Source organism: Streptomyces sp. NPDC043427, assembly GCF_056436655.1.
On sequence record NZ_JBWKCC010000016.1, the window covers coordinates 164101 to 180081 of the forward strand.

At 70.6% G+C, this 15981-nt stretch carries 17 protein-coding genes; 8 read left to right on the forward strand and 9 right to left on the reverse strand.

The genetic code is table 11. The features are described 5' to 3' along the window. Positions 1-134: 134 nt before the first annotated feature. A complete protein-coding gene (wblA, locus tag AC067M_RS25035; RefSeq protein WP_478699299.1) occupies positions 135-473 on the forward strand; it encodes a transcriptional regulator WblA in 339 nt (112 codons plus the stop codon). A gap of 54 nt (positions 474-527) precedes the next feature. On the opposite strand, the gene bagB is transcribed toward wblA, so the two are convergent. After that, positions 528-1895: an ATPase BagB gene (bagB, locus tag AC067M_RS25040; RefSeq protein ID WP_478699255.1), complete on the reverse strand. Its 1368-nt coding sequence runs from the start codon at positions 1893-1895 to the stop codon at positions 528-530. Beyond that, positions 1892-2869: an ATPase BagA gene (gene bagA / locus AC067M_RS25045; RefSeq protein WP_478699256.1), complete on the reverse strand. Its 978-nt coding sequence runs from the start codon at positions 2867-2869 to the stop codon at positions 1892-1894. Before bagA ends, bagB begins: the two co-directional genes overlap by 4 nt. A gap of 107 nt (positions 2870-2976) precedes the next feature. Between bagA and AC067M_RS25050 the strand changes: the two genes are divergently transcribed. The 4 genes from AC067M_RS25050 to AC067M_RS25065 all read left to right on the forward strand — a co-directional run bounded on the left by AC067M_RS25050 (position 2977) and on the right by AC067M_RS25065 (position 5360). After that, positions 2977-3138, forward strand: a complete 162-nt coding sequence (locus tag AC067M_RS25050) for a Sp36 family protein (RefSeq protein WP_003975360.1) — start codon at positions 2977-2979, stop codon at positions 3136-3138. After that, positions 3135-3602 carry a RidA family protein gene (locus AC067M_RS25055; RefSeq protein ID WP_478699257.1) on the forward strand — a complete coding sequence of 156 codons (468 nt, stop codon included), beginning with the start codon at positions 3135-3137 and terminating at the stop codon, positions 3600-3602. Before AC067M_RS25050 ends, AC067M_RS25055 begins: the two co-directional genes overlap by 4 nt. A 61-nt stretch (positions 3603-3663) precedes the next feature. Continuing rightward, positions 3664-4533: an NUDIX hydrolase gene (locus tag AC067M_RS25060; RefSeq protein ID WP_478699258.1), complete on the forward strand. Its 870-nt coding sequence runs from the start codon at positions 3664-3666 to the stop codon at positions 4531-4533. Continuing rightward, complete coding sequence (locus tag AC067M_RS25065; RefSeq protein ID WP_478699259.1) at positions 4530-5360, forward strand: MBL fold metallo-hydrolase; 831 nt, start codon at positions 4530-4532, stop codon at positions 5358-5360. The genes AC067M_RS25060 and AC067M_RS25065 overlap by 4 nt, the downstream gene beginning before the upstream one ends. A gap of 127 nt (positions 5361-5487) precedes the next feature. On the opposite strand, the gene AC067M_RS25070 is transcribed toward AC067M_RS25065, so the two are convergent. Beyond that, a complete protein-coding gene (locus AC067M_RS25070) occupies positions 5488-6306 on the reverse strand; it encodes a nucleotidyltransferase domain-containing protein (RefSeq protein ID WP_478699260.1) in 819 nt (272 codons plus the stop codon). A gap of 73 nt (positions 6307-6379) precedes the next feature. Then, entirely contained in the window at positions 6380-7054 is a 675-nt protein-coding gene (locus tag AC067M_RS25075) for a Crp/Fnr family transcriptional regulator (protein ID WP_389422541.1), read from the reverse strand. A 276-nt stretch (positions 7055-7330) separates the two neighbouring features. On the opposite strand from AC067M_RS25075, the gene nth reads away from it, so the two are divergent. The 3 genes from nth (at position 7331) to AC067M_RS25090 (ending at position 10327) form a co-directional block, all read left to right on the forward strand. Next, positions 7331-8206, forward strand: a complete 876-nt coding sequence (nth, locus tag AC067M_RS25080) for an endonuclease III (RefSeq protein WP_478699261.1) — start codon at positions 7331-7333, stop codon at positions 8204-8206. A gap of 139 nt (positions 8207-8345) precedes the next feature. After that, positions 8346-9041: an NUDIX hydrolase gene (locus AC067M_RS25085; protein WP_478699262.1), complete on the forward strand. Its 696-nt coding sequence runs from the start codon at positions 8346-8348 to the stop codon at positions 9039-9041. An 86-nt stretch (positions 9042-9127) separates the two neighbouring features. After that, positions 9128-10327 (forward strand): MarP family serine protease, encoded by a 1200-nt coding sequence (locus AC067M_RS25090; RefSeq protein WP_478699263.1) that lies wholly within the window; start codon positions 9128-9130, stop codon positions 10325-10327. A 43-nt stretch (positions 10328-10370) separates the two neighbouring features. Here the strand turns inward: AC067M_RS25090 and AC067M_RS25095 are convergent, their stop codons facing one another. The 5 genes from AC067M_RS25095 to acs all read right to left on the reverse strand — a co-directional run bounded on the left by AC067M_RS25095 (position 10371) and on the right by acs (position 15808). Further along, positions 10371-10550, reverse strand: a complete 180-nt coding sequence (locus tag AC067M_RS25095) for a hypothetical protein (protein WP_133928446.1) — start codon at positions 10548-10550, stop codon at positions 10371-10373. 128 nt (positions 10551-10678) lie between these two features. Next, on the reverse strand, positions 10679-11617 hold the full coding sequence (locus tag AC067M_RS25100) for an alpha/beta fold hydrolase (protein ID WP_478699264.1): 939 nt from the start codon (positions 11615-11617) through the stop codon (positions 10679-10681). Next, positions 11614-12102, reverse strand: a complete 489-nt coding sequence (locus AC067M_RS25105) for a phage holin family protein (RefSeq protein ID WP_478699265.1) — start codon at positions 12100-12102, stop codon at positions 11614-11616. The genes AC067M_RS25100 and AC067M_RS25105 overlap by 4 nt, the downstream gene beginning before the upstream one ends. A 106-nt stretch (positions 12103-12208) precedes the next feature. Next, complete coding sequence (gene nhaA, locus AC067M_RS25110; RefSeq protein ID WP_478699266.1) at positions 12209-13678, reverse strand: Na+/H+ antiporter NhaA; 1470 nt, start codon at positions 13676-13678, stop codon at positions 12209-12211. 171 nt (positions 13679-13849) lie between these two features. Then, positions 13850-15808 carry an acetate--CoA ligase gene (acs, locus tag AC067M_RS25115; RefSeq protein WP_478699267.1) on the reverse strand — a complete coding sequence of 653 codons (1959 nt, stop codon included), beginning with the start codon at positions 15806-15808 and terminating at the stop codon, positions 13850-13852. Positions 15809-15981 lie beyond the last annotated feature (173 nt).

Here is a 15981-nt window from a genome sequence, read left to right on the forward strand (position 1 = left end):
GTTCGGGCCATTCAAGATTGGGCCCGAAGGGGGTGTTGCGCTGTGCCCACCTTCCGTAACGTCCTCAACTGGTGGCGGTGAATATGCCGCTGCCGCCGTGGGGGAGCCTCGATTCGGGAGAGGACGGCGCCGGTATGGGCTGGGTAGTCGACTGGAGTGCGCAGGCGGCCTGCCGCACTACCGATCCGGATGAACTGTTCGTTCAGGGAGCAGCGCAGAACAGGGCCAAGGCGGTGTGCAGCGGATGCCCGGTGCGCACGGAGTGCCTGGCCGACGCGCTCGACAATCGTGTCGAGTTCGGTGTGTGGGGAGGAATGACCGAGCGGGAGCGCCGCGCACTGCTGCGCAGGCGGCCCACCGTGACCTCCTGGCGCCGGCTGCTGGAGACCGCGCGGACGGAGTACGAGCGCGGGGTGGGCATCGTGCCCCTCGACAGCGACGAGGTGTACGAGAACTATGCGGCGGTGAGCTGAGGGGGGCACCCTCCGGTCACCACACGACGCTGAGTCGCGGGGGGCACCCCCCGCTCAGCCGTCGGCAGTCCCGGGCAGCTCCGGCCGGTTGGCCGCGAGCCGTTCCCCGATGTCCCGCAGCCCCCCGAGGTCGTGTACGTCGCCGGGCAGCGCGGCCACTTCGGCCACCGCCACTTCGGGGTGCAGCGCGGTGAAGCGGTCACGCGTGCGCTGCTCCCGGGAGAGCAGTTGCATACGTTCCGCGTGCAGCCTCAGCAGGCCCGCCGTGAGTCCGTCGACATCCGAGGTGTCCGAGAGGAGTCCATCGGCGCCCAGAACCGCCTGATCCGCGCTGGGGGAGTCGGTCTCGGAAGCGGGTGGTTCTGCGTCGCCGGACGCGGGAGATTCTGAACTGCCGTACGAGTCGGGAGAGTTACGAAGTCCAGCTTTCCCGCCGTCCTGATCCACAATGCGGGTCTCCTCAAGATTTTCGGCGGCGGCGAGCGCCCGCTCGGCCGACAGCCGGTCGGCGCCGCTGCCGTGGACCCGGTTGAGCACCAGACCGGCGAGCGGCATGTCCTCGGCGGCCAGCCGCTGCACGAAGTAGGCCGCCTCCCGCAGCGCGTCCCGCTCCGGCGCCGCCACCACCAGGAACGCCGTCCCGGGCGCCTGGAGCAGCTTGTACGTGGCGTCCGCGCGCGTGCGGAACCCGCCGAAAGTGGTGTCCATCGCGGCCACGAACGTCTGGACGTCCTTCAGGAGCTGTCCGCCGAGCAGCTTGCCGAGGGTGCCGGTCATCATCGACATCCCGACGTTCAGGAACTTCATCCCCGCGCGCCCGCCCAGCTTGGCGGGCGCGGTGAGCAGCCGGATCAGCCGCCCGTCCAGGAAGGACCCCAGTCGCTTGGGCGCGTCCAGGAAGTCGAGCGCCGAGCGGGACGGCGGCGTGTCGACGACGATCAGGTCCCACTCGTCCCGCGCCCGCAGCTGCCCCAGCTTCTCCATCGCCATGTACTCCTGCGTGCCCGCGAAGCCCGCCGAGAGCGACTGGTAGAAGGGGTTGTTCAGGATCGTGGACGCCCGCTCGGCGTCCGCGTGCGCCTCGACGATCTCGTCGAAGGTGCGCTTCATGTCGAGCATCATCGCGTGCAGCTCGCCGTCCCCCTCGACGCCCTTCACGCGGCGCGGGGTGTTGTCGAGCGAGTCGATGCCCATCGACTGGGCGAGCCGGCGCGCCGGGTCGATCGTCAGCACCACGACTTTGCGGCCCCGTTCGGCCGCCCGCAGGCCCAGGGCCGCCGCGGTGGTCGTCTTGCCGACCCCGCCCGAGCCGCAGCACACCACGATGCGGGTCTTCGGGTCGTCGATGAGCGGGTCGAGGTCGAGCACACGCGCGGGGGACAGATGGTGGTGCCCGTGGTCCTGGGCCGCGTCCGGACTCATGCGATCCCCTGCTTCCGCAGCTCGGTGGCCAGTTCGTACAGACCCGCCAGGTCCATGCCCTCGGCGAGCAGCGGCAGTTCGTGCGACGGCAGGCCCAGCTCGCCCAGGACGCCGCGCTGCTCCTGCTCCAGCGCGTACCGCTCGGCGTACTCCCCCGCCTGCGTGAGGAGAGGGTCCACCAGCCGCTCGGCGTGCCCGCCGCGCCGCGCCCCGCCCAGCCCGGCGGCCGACAGTGACTTGGCCACGGCGGTGCGTGGAACGCTCCGTACGAGGTCCAGGTCGGCCGCGTCCAGGATCTGGGGGCGCACCATGTTCACGATGACCCGTCCCACCGGCAGCCGCGCGGAGCGCAGTTCGGCGATCCCGTCCGCGGTCTCCTGGACGGGCATCTCCTCCAGCAGCGTCACCAGGTGCACGGCCGTCTCCGACGACTTCAGCACCCGCATCACGGCCTGCGCCTGATTGTGTATCGGCCCGATCTTGGCGAGCCCGGCGACCTCGTCGTTGACATTGAGGAAGCGGGTGATGCGCCCGGTGGGCGGCGCGTCCATCACGACGTAGTCGTAGGCGAACCGTCCGGACCTGTCCTTGCGGCGCACCGCCTCGCACGCCTTGCCGGTCAGGAGTACGTCCCTGAGGCCGGGCGCGATGGTGGTGGCGAAGTCGATCGCGCCGAGCTTCTTCAGGGCCCGACCGGCGCCCCCCAGCTTGTAGAACATCTGGAGGTAGTCCAAAAGGGCCAGTTCGGGGTCTATGGCCAGGGCGAACACCTCCCCGCCCCCTGGAGCGACGGCGATCTTCCGCTCCTCATAAGGCAGCGCTTCCGTCTCGAAGAGCTGCGCGATGCCCTGCCTCCCCTCGACCTCGACGAGAAGCGCCCGCTTCCCCTCTGTCGCGAGGGCGAGCGCGAGGGCCGCGGCGACCGTCGTCTTTCCGGTCCCGCCCTTACCGCTGACGACCTGGAGCCTGCTCACGTCTTCGAGCGTAACCAGTCCGCGCCCCGACCAATCGGGAGGCTGTGGATAACGGCGCTCGGGGTCGTCCGTCGGTGCCACCCGCGACAGCGGATACAGTCGGCCCCATGACCAAGTGGGAATACGCAACCGTGCCGCTGCTCGTCCATGCCACGAAGCAGATTCTGGACACCTGGGGCGAGGACGGCTGGGAGCTCGTCCAGGTCGTGCCCGGCCCGAACAACCCCGAGCAGCTGGTGGCCTACCTGAAGCGGGAGAAGCAGGCGTGAGCGCGGTCGAGGCCCGCCTCGCCGAGCTGGGGCTGAGCCTGCCGGCGGTCGTCCCGCCGCTGGCCGCGTACCAGCCGGCCGTTCAGTCCGGCCCGTACGTCTTCACGGCCGGCCAGCTGCCGATGGTGGACGGCAAGCTGCCGGTCACCGGCAAGGTCGGCGCGGAGGTCACCGCCGAGGAGGCCAAGGAGCTGGCGCGTACGTGCGCGCTGAACGCCCTCGCGGCCGTCAAGTCCGTCGCGGGTGACCTGGACCGTATCGCGCGCGTGGTGAAGGTCGTGGGCTTCGTCGCCTCCGCGGCCGACTTCACGGGCCAGCCGGGTGTGCTGAACGGCGCGAGCGAGCTGCTGGGCGAGGTCCTCGGCGACAAGGGCGTGCACGCGCGCAGCGCGGTCGGCGTGGCGGTGCTGCCGCTGGACGCGCCGGTCGAGGTGGAGATCCAGGTGGAGCTGACGCAGGCGTAAGCCCTGGGCGAGTGATCGTTGCCTCTCGAACATCCGCTCACTACGGGATAGCCTCGCGCCCATGGCGAATGGGCAGTGGTACCCCGCGGACTGGCCGGACCTCATCCGGGCGCTCGCGGACGGCACGCTCACTCCGGTCACCCCGAAGCGAGCGGCCACTGTGATGCTCCTGAAGGACACCGACACCGGCCCGGCCGTCCACATGCTGCGCAGACGCGCCTCCATGGCCTTCGCCGGAGGCGCGTACGCGTACCCGGGCGGCGGCGTCGACCCCCGCGACGACGACCGCCACGTCCGCTGGGCGGGCCCCACGCGCGCGTGGTGGGCGGACCGGCTCGGCGTCGACGAGACGGCGGCCCAGGCGATCGTCTGCGCGGCCGTACGGGAGACGTACGAGGAGGCCGGCGTCCTGCTCGCCGGGCCGGCCCCGGACTCCGTCGTGGGCGACACCACGGGCGAGGACTGGGAGGCCGACCGCGCGGCTGTCGTCGCGCGGGAGATGTCGTTCGCCGAGTTCCTGGATCGCCGCGGCCTGGTCCTGCGCTCCGACCTGCTGGGTGCCTGGACGCGCTGGATCACCCCGGAGTTCGAACCGCGCCGCTACGACACGTGGTTCTTCGTGGCCGCCCTGCCCGAGGGCCAGCGCACCCGCAACACCTCCACGGAGGCGGACCGCACGGTGTGGATCCGGCCCGAGGACGCGGCCGTCGGCTACGACAAGGGCGAGCTGCTGATGATGCCGCCCACCATCGCCACCCTGCGCCAGCTGAGCGTGTACGGCACGGCCGCCGACGCCCTGGCCGCCGCCCCCGGGCGCGACCTCACCGCCGTGCTGGCCGAGGCCCGCATCGAGGACGGCGAGATCGTGCTCACCTGGCCAGGACACGACGAGTTCACCAAGCACATCCCGACGGGTGGAGCCCCCGCATGACGGACGCAGCAGCCCTTCCCGGACAGCCCCGCGGCGGTGTCCTCTCGGGACCGGCCACCGCGCGGGCCGTCAACGTCCTCGCGCCCAACGCCTCCGCGATGACCCTGGACGGCACCAACACCTGGATCCTGTCCGAGCCCGACTCCGAGCTCGCCGTCGTCGTCGACCCGGGCCCGCTGCACGACGGACACCTCCGCGCGGTCGTCGATACGGCCGAGAAGGCCGGCAAACGCGTTGCCCTGACCCTGCTGACCCACGGCCACCCCGACCACGCCGAGGGCGCCGTACGCTTCGCCGAGCTGACCGGTACCAAGGTGCGGGCCCTGGACCCGGCGCTGCGGCTGGGCGACGAGGGCCTCGCGGCCGGTAACGTGATCTGCGTGGGCGGCCTGGAGCTGAGCGTCGTATCGACGCCCGGCCACACCGCGGACTCCCTGTCCTTCCACCTCCCGGCCGACCAGGCGATCCTCACGGGCGACACGATCCTCGGCCGCGGTACGACGGTCGTGGCGCACCCCGACGGCCGCCTGGGCGACTATCTCGACACCCTGCGGCGGCTCAGGTCCCTCACGGTCGACGACGGCGTGCACACGGTCCTCCCGGGCCACGGGCCCGTCCTGGAGGACGCCCAGGGCGCCGTGGAGTACTACCTGGCCCACCGCGCCCACCGCCTCGCCCAGGTCGAGACGGCCGTCGAGGACGGCTACCGCACCCCCTCCGAGGTCGTCGCCCACGTCTACGCCGACGTGGAACGCTCCCTGTGGCCGGCGGCGGAGCTGTCGGTACGGGCCCAGCTGGACTACCTGGAGGAGCACGGGCTCATCTAGTGCGGTGACCGGAGAGGTCTTCGCGCGCCGGCGGACCTGTCCGGTCACAGCACTAGGGTCTTTCGTTTGGATCAGGCCGGATCAGGGGCCGGACCCCGCGAGCCCGGCATGATCCAAACGAGAGGCCCTAGCCCGCCTGGTCGGGCCGTGGGGCTTTGACGCCGTGCACGCGCGTGTACTCCTGCGCGAGCCACGGCCCCAGGTCGTCGACGTAGGACCTGAGCGCGGCCGCGTCGCCGGTCGGCTCGTAGCCGCGCTTGGCCGCCGCCCGCAGTTGGTCCGCCCGCGCGGGGTAGTACGGGGCGAAGGCGTCGGCCATCTCGTGCAGGTCGCTGGTCCAGCCGTTCCAGCGGGGCATGACGAGCGTGAACGCGGTGCGGACCAGACGCCGGGACATGAACCTTACGAGTGGCCGCCGTGCCTCCTCGCTGTCCTCGGCGGTGGCGATCCGCTGACGCCAGCGCGGGAGGTGCAGCGTGAGGTCGCCGTTGGTCTCCCGGGCGAGCAGGGAGTCGGGCCGGTAGCGCGGCAGGAACGCGGCGAGGTCCTCACCGAGCAGCGGAGTGCACAGGCAGGCGACGAACCACCCCAGGTCGTGCCTCTCCAGGTCGCTCAGCGCTTGCGCGCGGCTGACCAGCAGGGCCCCGCCACCGTCGACCTGCGGGAACTCCTCGTCGACGGCCTCTTCCAAGGCGCGAGCGTCGGCCCGGTCGTCGTCGGTCGGCTCCTCGTGCAGGACGATCAGCAGGTCCAGGTCACTGCGGCCCACGCGCGCGGTGCCGCGCGGTATCGAGCCGTAGAGGTACGCGCTGTGCATGCGCGCCCCGAAGGCGTCCGCCAGCCGGACCCGCACGGCGGCGACAACGGGGCGGAAGGGGACGGGGACACGCGCGAGGGAGCCTTCGCGCGCGATGTACCCCTCTGAGTCCAGTCCTGGACGGTTCATGCCTGCTGAGTCCAGTCCTGGACGGTTCATGCCTGCGTGGGAACTCGGCAGCCTTCTTGAACGAGATCCGGCGTCAGCGCGACCGCTTCGCCAGCCGCTCCACGTCCAGCAGGATCACCGCGCGGGCCTCCAGGCGGAGCCACCCGCGCCCGGCGAAGTCCGCCAGCGCCTTGTTGACCGTCTCGCGCGAGGCACCGACCAGCTGGGCCAGCTCCTCCTGCGTCAGGTCGTGCACGACGTGGATGCCCTCCTCGGACTGCACGCCGAAGCGGCGGGAGAGGTCCAGCAGCGCGCGGGCCACACGGCCGGGGACGTCCGAGAAGACGAGGTCGGACATCGCGTCGTTGGTCTTGCGCAGCCGACGGGCGACGGCGCGCAGGAGCGCGGAGGCCACCTCGGGGCGGGCGTTCAGCCAGGGCTGGAGGTCGCCGTGGCCCAGGCCGAGCAGCTTGACCTCGGTGAGCGCGGTCGCCGTCGCCGTACGCGGGCCCGGGTCGAAGAGCGACAGCTCGCCGATGAGCTCGCTGGGGCCCACCACCGCCAGCATGTTCTCCCGGCCGTCCGGGGATGTGCGGTGAAGCTTGACCTTGCCCTCGGTGACGACATAGAGCCGGTCACCTGGGTCGCCCTCGTGGAACAGGGAGTCACCGCGGGCCAGGGTCACCTCACTCATGGAGGCGCGAAGCTCCGCGGCCTGCTCGTCGTCGAGAGCCGCGAAGAGCGGGTTGCGCCGCAGAACGTCGTCCACGAGTTCTCTCCTTGTCGACCTGCTCAGGGGATCTTGCTTCCCCTTGGTACCAGGGGACCCTGGTGCCCATTTTGCCGGACGGTCCAAACAGTGTGATCTGTCACAAGGATGCCGTACACGTGTCCCGGGGTAAGCGGCAGGGGTCCAATTGGGGGCCGATCAGGAGGGTCCGGGGCGGATGTCGGTGCCTGGCTTTAGGCTGGCCGGGTGTCCAAAACGCCGGTGAGAGCACAGGCCAAGGGGGCTGCGCGGGTGGTTGTACGTCGCGATTCCGCCGTGGGCGAACAAGCCTCCGGCGGCGGCAAGAAAACGACAAAGACGACAAAGGGGGTGGCGGCTGCGAAGAAGGCCGTCGCCCCTGCCAGAAAGCCGGCCAAGGACGAGTCCCGTACCGCCCTCGTGCGCCGCGCACGCCGTATCAACCGCGAGCTCGCCGAGGTCTATCCGTACGCGCACCCCGAGCTGGACTTCGAGAACCCCTTCCAGCTGGTCGTCGCCACGGTGCTCTCCGCGCAGACCACGGACCTCAGGGTCAACCAGACGACCCCCGCCCTCTTCGCCAAGTACCCCACGCCCGAGGACCTGGCCGCCGCCAACCCGGAGGAGGTCGAGGAGATCCTCCGCCCGTGCGGTTTCTTCCGGGCCAAGACCAAGTCGGTGATGGGCCTGTCGAAGGCCCTGGTGGAGGAGTTCGGCGGCGCGGTGCCCGGCCGCCTCGAGGACCTCGTCAAACTGCCCGGCGTCGGCCGCAAGACCGCCTTCGTCGTCCTCGGCAACGCGTTCGGCCGCCCCGGCATCACCGTGGACACGCACTTCCAGCGGCTGGTGCGGCGCTGGCGGTGGACCGAGGCGACCGACCCGGACAAGATCGAGGCGGCCGTCGGCGCGCTCTTCCCCAAGAGCGAGTGGACGATGCTCTCGCACCACGTGATCTTCCACGGCCGCCGGATATGCCACGCCCGCAAGCCCGCCTGCGGCGCCTGCCCCATCGCCGCGCTCTGCCCGGCCTTCGGCGAGGGTGAGACGGACCCCGAGAAGGCGAAGAAGCTGCTCAAGTACGAGAAGGGCGGCTTCCCCGGCCAGCGCCTGAAGCCCCCGCAGGCGTACCTGGACGCGGGCGGCAAACCGGCGCCGCCGCTGGGGGCCGGATGACGGGACGTACGCATCCGGCGAAACGGTCGTGGAGGGGACGTACCTGCCCGGCGAAACGGTCATGGAGGGGACGTACGGACCCAGCGGAACGATCTCGGGCAGGTCGGGCGTTGAGTACGACAGAACGACGGGGGTGGCGATGACACGCGCGAGCAACACACAGGGCGGTCCGGTGACGCTCAGCAAGGACGGGCTGCCTGCCTGGCTGGACCCGGTGGTGCGGGCCGTCGAGACGGTCGAGCCGCTCCAGCTGAGCCGCTTCCTGCCCCCGGCGAACGGCGCCGGACGTCAGTCGGCCGTCCTCATCCTCTTCGGCGAGGGCGAGTACGGCCCCGAGCTGCTGCTCATGGAGCGGGCCGGATCACTGCGCTCGCACGCCGGTCAGCCCTCGTTCCCCGGTGGTGCCCTCGACCCCGAGGACGGGGACCCCAAGGGCGACGGGCCGCTGCGGGCCGCCCTGCGCGAGGCAGAGGAGGAGACCGGCCTCGACCCGGCCGGTGTCCAGCTCTTCGGTGTGCTGCCCAAGCTGTACATCCCGGTCAGCGGTTTCGTCGTCACCCCGGTGCTGGGCTGGTGGCGCGAGCCCAGCCCCGTCGGAGTCGTCGACCCCAACGAGACCGCCCGTGTCTTCACGGTTCCCGTGGCGGATCTCACGGACCCCGCCAACCGCGCCACCACCGTCCACCCCAGCGGCCACCGAGGACCGGCATTTCTGGTCGAATCGGCCCTTGTGTGGGGCTTCACGGCAGGCGTGATCGACAGGCTCCTGCACTACGCGGGCTGGGAACGCCCCTGGGACCGAGACAAGCAGGTCCCGCTCGACTGGCGGTCATGACAGGGTGAGCTCCGTGCTGTGCCGACCCGGGGACACCCCCCGGCCGACCCGGGTGATCGCGAACTGATGAGGCGAGGCTTGAAGCGGTGAACGTGCTGGACATCCTGTTGCTGGTCGCCGCCGTGTGGTTCGCGATCGTCGGCTACCGCCAGGGCTTCGTCGTCGGCATCCTGTCGGTGACCGGTTTCCTGGGCGGCGGCCTCGTGGCCGTCTACGTACTCCCCGTGATCTGGGACGCACTGACCGACAAGGCCGAGGTGAGCACGACCGCCGCCGTCGTCGCGGTCGTCGTCGTGATCGTCTGTGCCTCGGTCGGCCAAGCCCTGACCACCCACCTCGGCAACAAGCTGCGCCGGTACATCACCTGGTCCCCGGCTCGTGCGCTGGACGCCACGGGCGGGGCCCTCGTCAACGTCGTCGCGATGCTCCTCGTCGCCTGGCTGATCGGTTCCGCCCTCGCCGGCACCACCCTGCCGACGCTCGGCAAGGAGGTCCGCAGCTCCAAGGTGCTGCTCGGCGTTTCCCGGGCGCTGCCGGACCAGGCCGACACCTGGTTCGCGGACTTCTCCTCCGTCCTCGCCCAGAACGGCTTCCCGCAGGTCTTCAGCCCGTTCTCCAACGAGCCGATCAAGGACGTCCAGCCGCCCGACCCGGCCCTGGCCAACAGCCCGGTGGCCACCCGCGCCCAGCGCTCCATCGTCAAGGTCACGGGCACCGCCCAGAGCTGCGGCAAGGTCCTGGAGGGCACTGGCTTCGTCTTCGGCGATCGCCGTGTCATGACCAACGCGCACGTCGTGGGCGGCGTCGACGAGCCCACCGTCCAGATAGGCGGTGAGGGCAGGAAGTACGACGCCACGGTCGTCCTCTACGACTGGAAGCGCGACATCGCGGTACTCGACGTACCGAACCTGAAAGCGCCCACCCTGCAGTTCACGTCGAAGGACGCGGCGAGCGGCGACAGCGCCATCGTGGCCGGCTTCCCGGAGAACGGGTCGTACGACGTCCGCGCCGCACGCGTGCGGGGCCGCATCACGGCCAACGGCCCCGACATCTACCACCGCGGCACCGTCCGCCGCGACGTCTACTCGCTGTACGCGATCGTCCGCCAGGGCAACTCCGGCGGCCCGCTGCTCACACCCGACGGCAAGGTGTACGGCGTGGTCTTCGCGAAGTCCCTCGACGACGCCGACACCGGCTACGCGCTCACCGCGGACGAGATCCAGCAGGCCATCACCCAGGGGCGTGCCGCGAACCAGCAGGTGGACAGCGACAGCTGTGCCCTCTGAATTCCGTGCCCTCTGATCCCATGCCCGGGCGGCGAGCGGGGCGTCAGCCTCGAGGGTGACGCAGACGGACCGAGACCCAGCGGGCCCGGCGGCGCAGGATGCGCGGGATGCCCACCCTGAGGTCCGTGCCTTCTTGAGGTGCACCGCCTCGCTGGTGGGAGCTCAGGCCTGAGGCCGAGCGGCGATTGCGTGCTGCGTCACTGTAGTCGTGCGTCCAGCCCATACCCGGACGTCTGCCCGGGCCCCAAGGTCGATAACCGCCCGCGCGCCCCCCAATTGGCCTATGCGCCAGGCAATTGGCTGTTCGTAGGACAGGTGTTCAGGTGGCGGATACCGGCCGCATCAATTCGGTCACCGATCGGGTTCGGGATCCTTCAGCCAATTGATCAGTTCGGTGGAGAAAGCGACCGGATCCTCCTCGTGCGGGAAGTGTCCGAGCCCGTCGAACAACCGCCAGCGGTACGGCGCTTCGACGTACTCCCCCGAACCGGCCGCGCTGCGCGTGCGCATCACGGGGTCGAGCGAGCCGTGCAGGTGCAGCGTCGGCACCCGCACCGGCCGCTTCATGCGCCGGTTGAACTGGATGCCGTCGGGCCGCGCCATCGAGCGGACCAGCCAGCGGTACGGCTCGACCGAGCAGTGCGCCGTGGAGGGGATGCAGATGGCCCGCTGGTACGTCTCCACCGCCTCGTCGTCCGGCAGACGCGGCCCGGACCACTCCCGGATCAGCCGGCCCACCAGGGCGCCGTCGTCGGCGGTGAGCCGGCGCTCGGGGATCCAGGGCCGCTGGAACCCCCAGACGTAGGAACCGGCGCGCGTCTGCTTGACGTCCGCGAGCATCGCCGAGCGCCAGCGCCGGGGGTGCGGCATCGAGGCGACCGCGAGCCGTCGCACGAGCTTGGGGCGCATCGCGGCCGCCGTCCACGCCAGGTATCCACCCAGGTCGTGGCCGACCAGCGCGGCGTCCGGCTCGCCGAGGGAGCGGATCACGCCGGTGACGTCGAGGGCGAGGTTGGCGGGGTCGTACCCGCGCGGGGTGCGGTCGCTGCCGCCGACGCCCCGCAGATCCATGGCGACGGCGCGGAAACCCGCGTCGGCGAGCGCCACGAGCTGGTGCCGCCAGGCCCACCAGAACTGCGGGAAGCCGTGCAGGAGCAACACCAGCGGCCCGTCGCCCACCTCGGCGATGTGGAAGCGGGCGCCGTTCGCGGCGACCTCCCGGTGCGTCCAGGGGCCGTCCGGGCGTACGACCGAAGCGGGTTGCGCCGAAGGTGTGGCGGGGTCCGTCATGACGACGAGCGTGCCACAGCCTCGATGGCCTCCGGCACGCGGTCCTTGGGAAGCTCCGGGCGCGGGTGCGGCTTGGCGTTCTGCAGGACGCCCGCGGACTCCTTCATCGACGCGGCGACCTTCTGCGGGCCCTGGCTCTTCTTGGCCTTCTTCGCGAACACCACGCCGATCAGGGCGAGCAGGCCCGCGAGGAGCACGTTGGCGGCGAAGGACAGCAGGAAGCAGACGGCGAGGTTCCAGCCGCTCCAGGTCCGGATGCCGTACGCCAGGGCGAAGTTCAGCATCGGCAGGGAGAAGATCAGGACCGCGCCGGCCAGCGAGAACGCGCCGCCGCTCGTCGCGCCGCGCTTGACGTCCTGCTTGAGCTGCGCCTTCGCCAGCGCGATCTCGTCGTGCACCAGCGCCGACAATTCGGTCGTCGCCGATGCGAAGAGCTGGCCGATGCTGCGTTCGGCGCCGACCGGGCTGCCGTCGGGTGCGCTCATGGCGGTCTCTCCCTCTTCCGTCTGACCTCTGCCTGACCTTTGCCCGTCCGACTGCTGCCCGACCGGCCTGTTCGAACGGTCCTGTCCTTTGTACCGTCCCGTCAGATCATGCCGGACCGTCGTTGTCCTCGCTTGCCCCGCCCGGTACTTCGGCAAGCCCGTGGCGTGTCGCGGTCTCCCGGCCGGCTGCCTCGGCGGCCTTCTGCTCGGCGATGCGGCGGTGTTCGGCGGCCTTGCGGTCGTGGATGTCGGCCATCCGCAGGTGGTACGCCGGGTCGTCCTGCTCGTAGATGTCCGGGATGCCGTCGAGGTCCTCATCGCGCTCCTCGGCCTCGAACAGGTTGCGGTACTTGGCGTTGCGCAGCTTCAGCAGGACCGTCGCCAGCGTCGCCGCGATGAGGGAGCCCAGGAGTACGGATGCCTTGACCTCGTCGGTCAGCGCCGCGTCACCCTCGAAGGCGAGCTCGCCGATGAGCAGCGAGACCGTGAAGCCGATGCCGGCAAGGCATGCCACTGCGAACACGTCGGCCCAGGCGAGGTCGTCGCTGAGCGAGGCCCGGGTGAAGCGGGCGGTCAGATACGTCCCGCCGAAGATGCCGATCGTCTTGCCGACGACCAGCCCCAGCACGACCCCGAGGGTCTCCGGCTGGGTGAACACGTCCCCGAGCGCGCTGCCGGAGACGGTGACACCCGCGCTGAACAGCGCGAACAGCGGCACGGCGAGGCCCGCGGAGAGGGGGCGCACCAGGTGCTCGATGCGCTCGCCGGGGGAGTGTTCGTCGTTCGCGTCGTTCCCGCGGGTCGTGCACCGCAGCATCAGGCCCATGGCGACGCCCGCGATGGTGGCGTGGATGCCGCTGTTGTACATCAGCCCCCAGACGACGAGGGCGAGGGGGACGTACACGTACCAGCCGCGTACGCCCTTGTGCAGCAGCAGCCAGAAGAGGGCGAGGCCGAGGACCGCGCCGCCCAGTGCGGCGAAGTTCAGGTCGTCGGTGAAGAAGACCGCGATGATCAGGATCGCGAACAGGTCGTCGACGACGGCCAGCGTCAGCAGGAAGGCGCGCAGGGCGCTCGGCAGGGACGTCCCGATGACGGCGAGCACGGCGAGCGCGAAGGCGATGTCCGTGGCGGTCGGCACCGCCCAACCGTTGGTGGAGCCACCACCGGTGAGGTTGGTGAGGGTGTAGACGAGCGCCGGTACGGCCATGCCGCACAGGGCGGCCACCACCGGCAGCACGGCGGCCTTGGGGTCCCTGAGGTCGCCGGCGACCAGTTCGCGCTTGAGTTCGATGCCGGCGACGAAGAAGAAGACGGCGAGGAGGCCGTCGGCGGCCCAGTGGGCGATCGACAGGTCCAGGCCGAGGGCGGCGGGGCCGAGGTGGTAGTGGCTGACGGTCTCGTAACTGTCGTGCAGCGCCGGTACGTTCGCCCAGACCAACGCGGCGATCGCGGCGACGAGCAGCAGCACGCCACCGACCGTCTCGGTGCGCAGCGCGTCCGCGACATAGGTCCGCTCCGGCAGGGACAGCCGGTCGAGAACCTTGCGGGGAGTTGAGGTGCGGGGCGCGGTCACGGGGGAGACCTCCGGTCGGTGGGCAGGACGGAACACATGCCGACCAGACTTCCCGGCGCACCTATTTTGTTAGCTTACCTAATGTGCGTGGGGAGGAATCCGGCGATCCCTACGTTAGGCGCCCAAAGGGCACCCGGCGCACTGGTCGCCGGGTGCCCCTTCCGTCGTATCTCAGTCCTCGCTCGGCGCCGCCGGCAGCTTCGCCTGGATGAGGTCCATGACCGTGGAGTCGGTCAGGGTGGTGACGTCCCCGAGCTGGCGGTTCTCGGCGACGTCCCGCAGCAGACGGCGCATGATCTTGCCGGAGCGGGTCTTCGGCAGCTCCGCCACCGGCAGGACCCGCTTCGGCTTGGCGATCGGGCCGAGAGTGGCGCCGACGTGGTCGCGCAGCTGGGCGACGAGCTGCTCGTCCTCGGCGTTCGCCGTGCCGCGCAGGATCACGAAGGCGACGATCGCCTGCCCGGTCGTCTCGTCCGCCGCGCCGACCACGGCCGCCTCGGCGACCGACGGGTGGGACACGAGCGCCGACTCGACCTCGGTGGTGGAGATGTTGTGGCCCGACACGAGCATCACGTCGTCGACGCGCCCGAGCAGCCAGACGTCGCCGTCGTCGTCCTTCTTCGCCCCGTCACCGGCGAAGTACTTGCCCTCGAACCGTGACCAGTAGGTGTCGAGGAAGCGCTGGTCGTCGCCCCAGATGGTGCGCAGCATCGACGGCCACGGCTCGGTCAGGACCAGGTAGCCACCGCCGCCGTTGGGCACCTCGTTCGCCTCGTCGTCCACGACGGTCGCGGAGATACCGGGTAGCGGAGTCTGCGCCGAGCCGGGCTTGGTCGCGGTGACACCGGGCAGCGGCGAGATCATCATCGCGCCGGTCTCGGTCTGCCACCAGGTGTCGACGATCGGGGTGCTGTCTCCTCCGATGTGCTTGCGGTACCAGATCCAGGCTTCCGGGTTGATCGGCTCGCCGACCGACCCCAGGACGCGGAGGGAGGACAGGTCGAACTTCGCGGGGATGTCGTCGCCCCACTTCATGAACGTACGGATGGCCGTGGGCGCCGTGTACAGGATCGTCACCCCGTACTTCTGCACGATCTCCCAGAACCTGCCCTGGTGCGGGGTGTCCGGCGTGCCTTCGTACATGACCTGGGTGGCGCCGTTGGCCAGCGGCCCGTACACGATGTACGAGTGCCCGGTGACCCAGCCGACGTCGGCGGTGCACCAGTACACGTCCGTCTCCGGCTTGAGGTCGAAGACGGCGTGGTGGGTGTACGCGGTCTGCGTGAGGTAGCCGCCGGAGGTGTGCAGGATGCCCTTCGGCTTACCCGTCGTACCGGACGTGTAGAGGATGAACAGCGGGTGCTCGGCCTCGAACGCCTCCGGCGTGTGCTCGGCGGACTGCCGCTCGACGATCTCGTGCCACCACACGTCCCGCCCGTCGTTCCAGGCGACCTCCTGGCCGGTACGGCGGACCACGAGCACGTGCTCGACGTTGTCGACCTTGGTGATCGCCTCGTCGACGGCCGGCTTCAGCGCGGACGGCTTGCCGCGCCGCCAGCCGCCGTCGGACGTGATGACGACCTTGGCGTCGGCGTCCTGGATGCGCGTGGCGAGCGCGTCCGCCGAGAAGCCGCCGAAGACGACCGAGTGCGCGGCACCGATACGGGCGCAGGCCAGCATCGCGATCGCGGTCTCGGGGATCATCGGCATGTAGACGGCGACCCGGTCGCCCGCCTGAACTCCCAGCTCCAGCAGGGCGTTCGCGGCCTTGGAGACCTCGTCCTTGAGCTCGGCGTAGGTGATGGCGCGGCCGTCACCGGGCTCGCCCTCGAAGTGGATGGCGACCCGATCGCCGTGCCCGGCCTCGACATGCCGGTCCACGCAGTTGTACGCCACGTTCAGCGTGCCGTCCTTGAACCACTTGGCGAACGGCGGGTTCGACCAGTCCAGCGTCTCGCTCGGCTCCTTGGCCCAGGCCAGCCGCCGGGCCTGCTCGGCCCAGAAGCCGAGCCTGTCAGCCTTGGCCTGTTCATACGCCTCCGCCGTGACGTTGGCGTTCGCGGCCAGCTCGGCGGGGGGCGCGAACCTGCGCTCTTCCTTGAGCAGGTTGGCCAGGCTTTCGTTGCTCACGACATCTCCCTCTCGAAGGGTGTCCGTTGTGTCCCAGGCCACAGCTCATCAGACCCGGGGGCCCGGTGACAAGGGCCGATGGAAAATTGGTTTAGACCTGTGGGTGGGGGTTCGGGTCATCCCTTCCCACGGGCGGTGGCGTCCCCCAGTTCATCGTTTGTAACGCCTCTCAC

What these genes read in the sequence shown, in the direction of transcription:
- wblA (WP_478699299.1), top strand. Translation starts at nt 135, where the DNA reads ATGGGCTGGGTAGTCGACTGGAGTGCGCAGGCGGCCTGCCGCACTACC.
- bagB (WP_478699255.1), bottom strand. Translation starts at nt 1,895, where the DNA reads ATGAGTCCGGACGCGGCCCAGGACCACGGGCACCACCATCTGTCCCCC.
- AC067M_RS25050 (WP_003975360.1), top strand. Translation starts at nt 2,977, where the DNA reads ATGACCAAGTGGGAATACGCAACCGTGCCGCTGCTCGTCCATGCCACG.
- AC067M_RS25060 (WP_478699258.1), top strand. Translation starts at nt 3,664, where the DNA reads ATGGCGAATGGGCAGTGGTACCCCGCGGACTGGCCGGACCTCATCCGG.
- AC067M_RS25065 (WP_478699259.1), top strand. Translation starts at nt 4,530, where the DNA reads ATGACGGACGCAGCAGCCCTTCCCGGACAGCCCCGCGGCGGTGTCCTC.
- AC067M_RS25070 (WP_478699260.1), bottom strand. Translation starts at nt 6,306, where the DNA reads ATGAACCGTCCAGGACTGGACTCAGAGGGGTACATCGCGCGCGAAGGC.
- AC067M_RS25085 (WP_478699262.1), top strand. Translation starts at nt 8,346, where the DNA reads ATGACACGCGCGAGCAACACACAGGGCGGTCCGGTGACGCTCAGCAAG.
- AC067M_RS25095 (WP_133928446.1), bottom strand. Translation starts at nt 10,550, where the DNA reads ATGGGCTGGACGCACGACTACAGTGACGCAGCACGCAATCGCCGCTCG.
- AC067M_RS25100 (WP_478699264.1), bottom strand. Translation starts at nt 11,617, where the DNA reads ATGACGGACCCCGCCACACCTTCGGCGCAACCCGCTTCGGTCGTACGC.
- AC067M_RS25105 (WP_478699265.1), bottom strand. Translation starts at nt 12,102, where the DNA reads ATGAGCGCACCCGACGGCAGCCCGGTCGGCGCCGAACGCAGCATCGGC.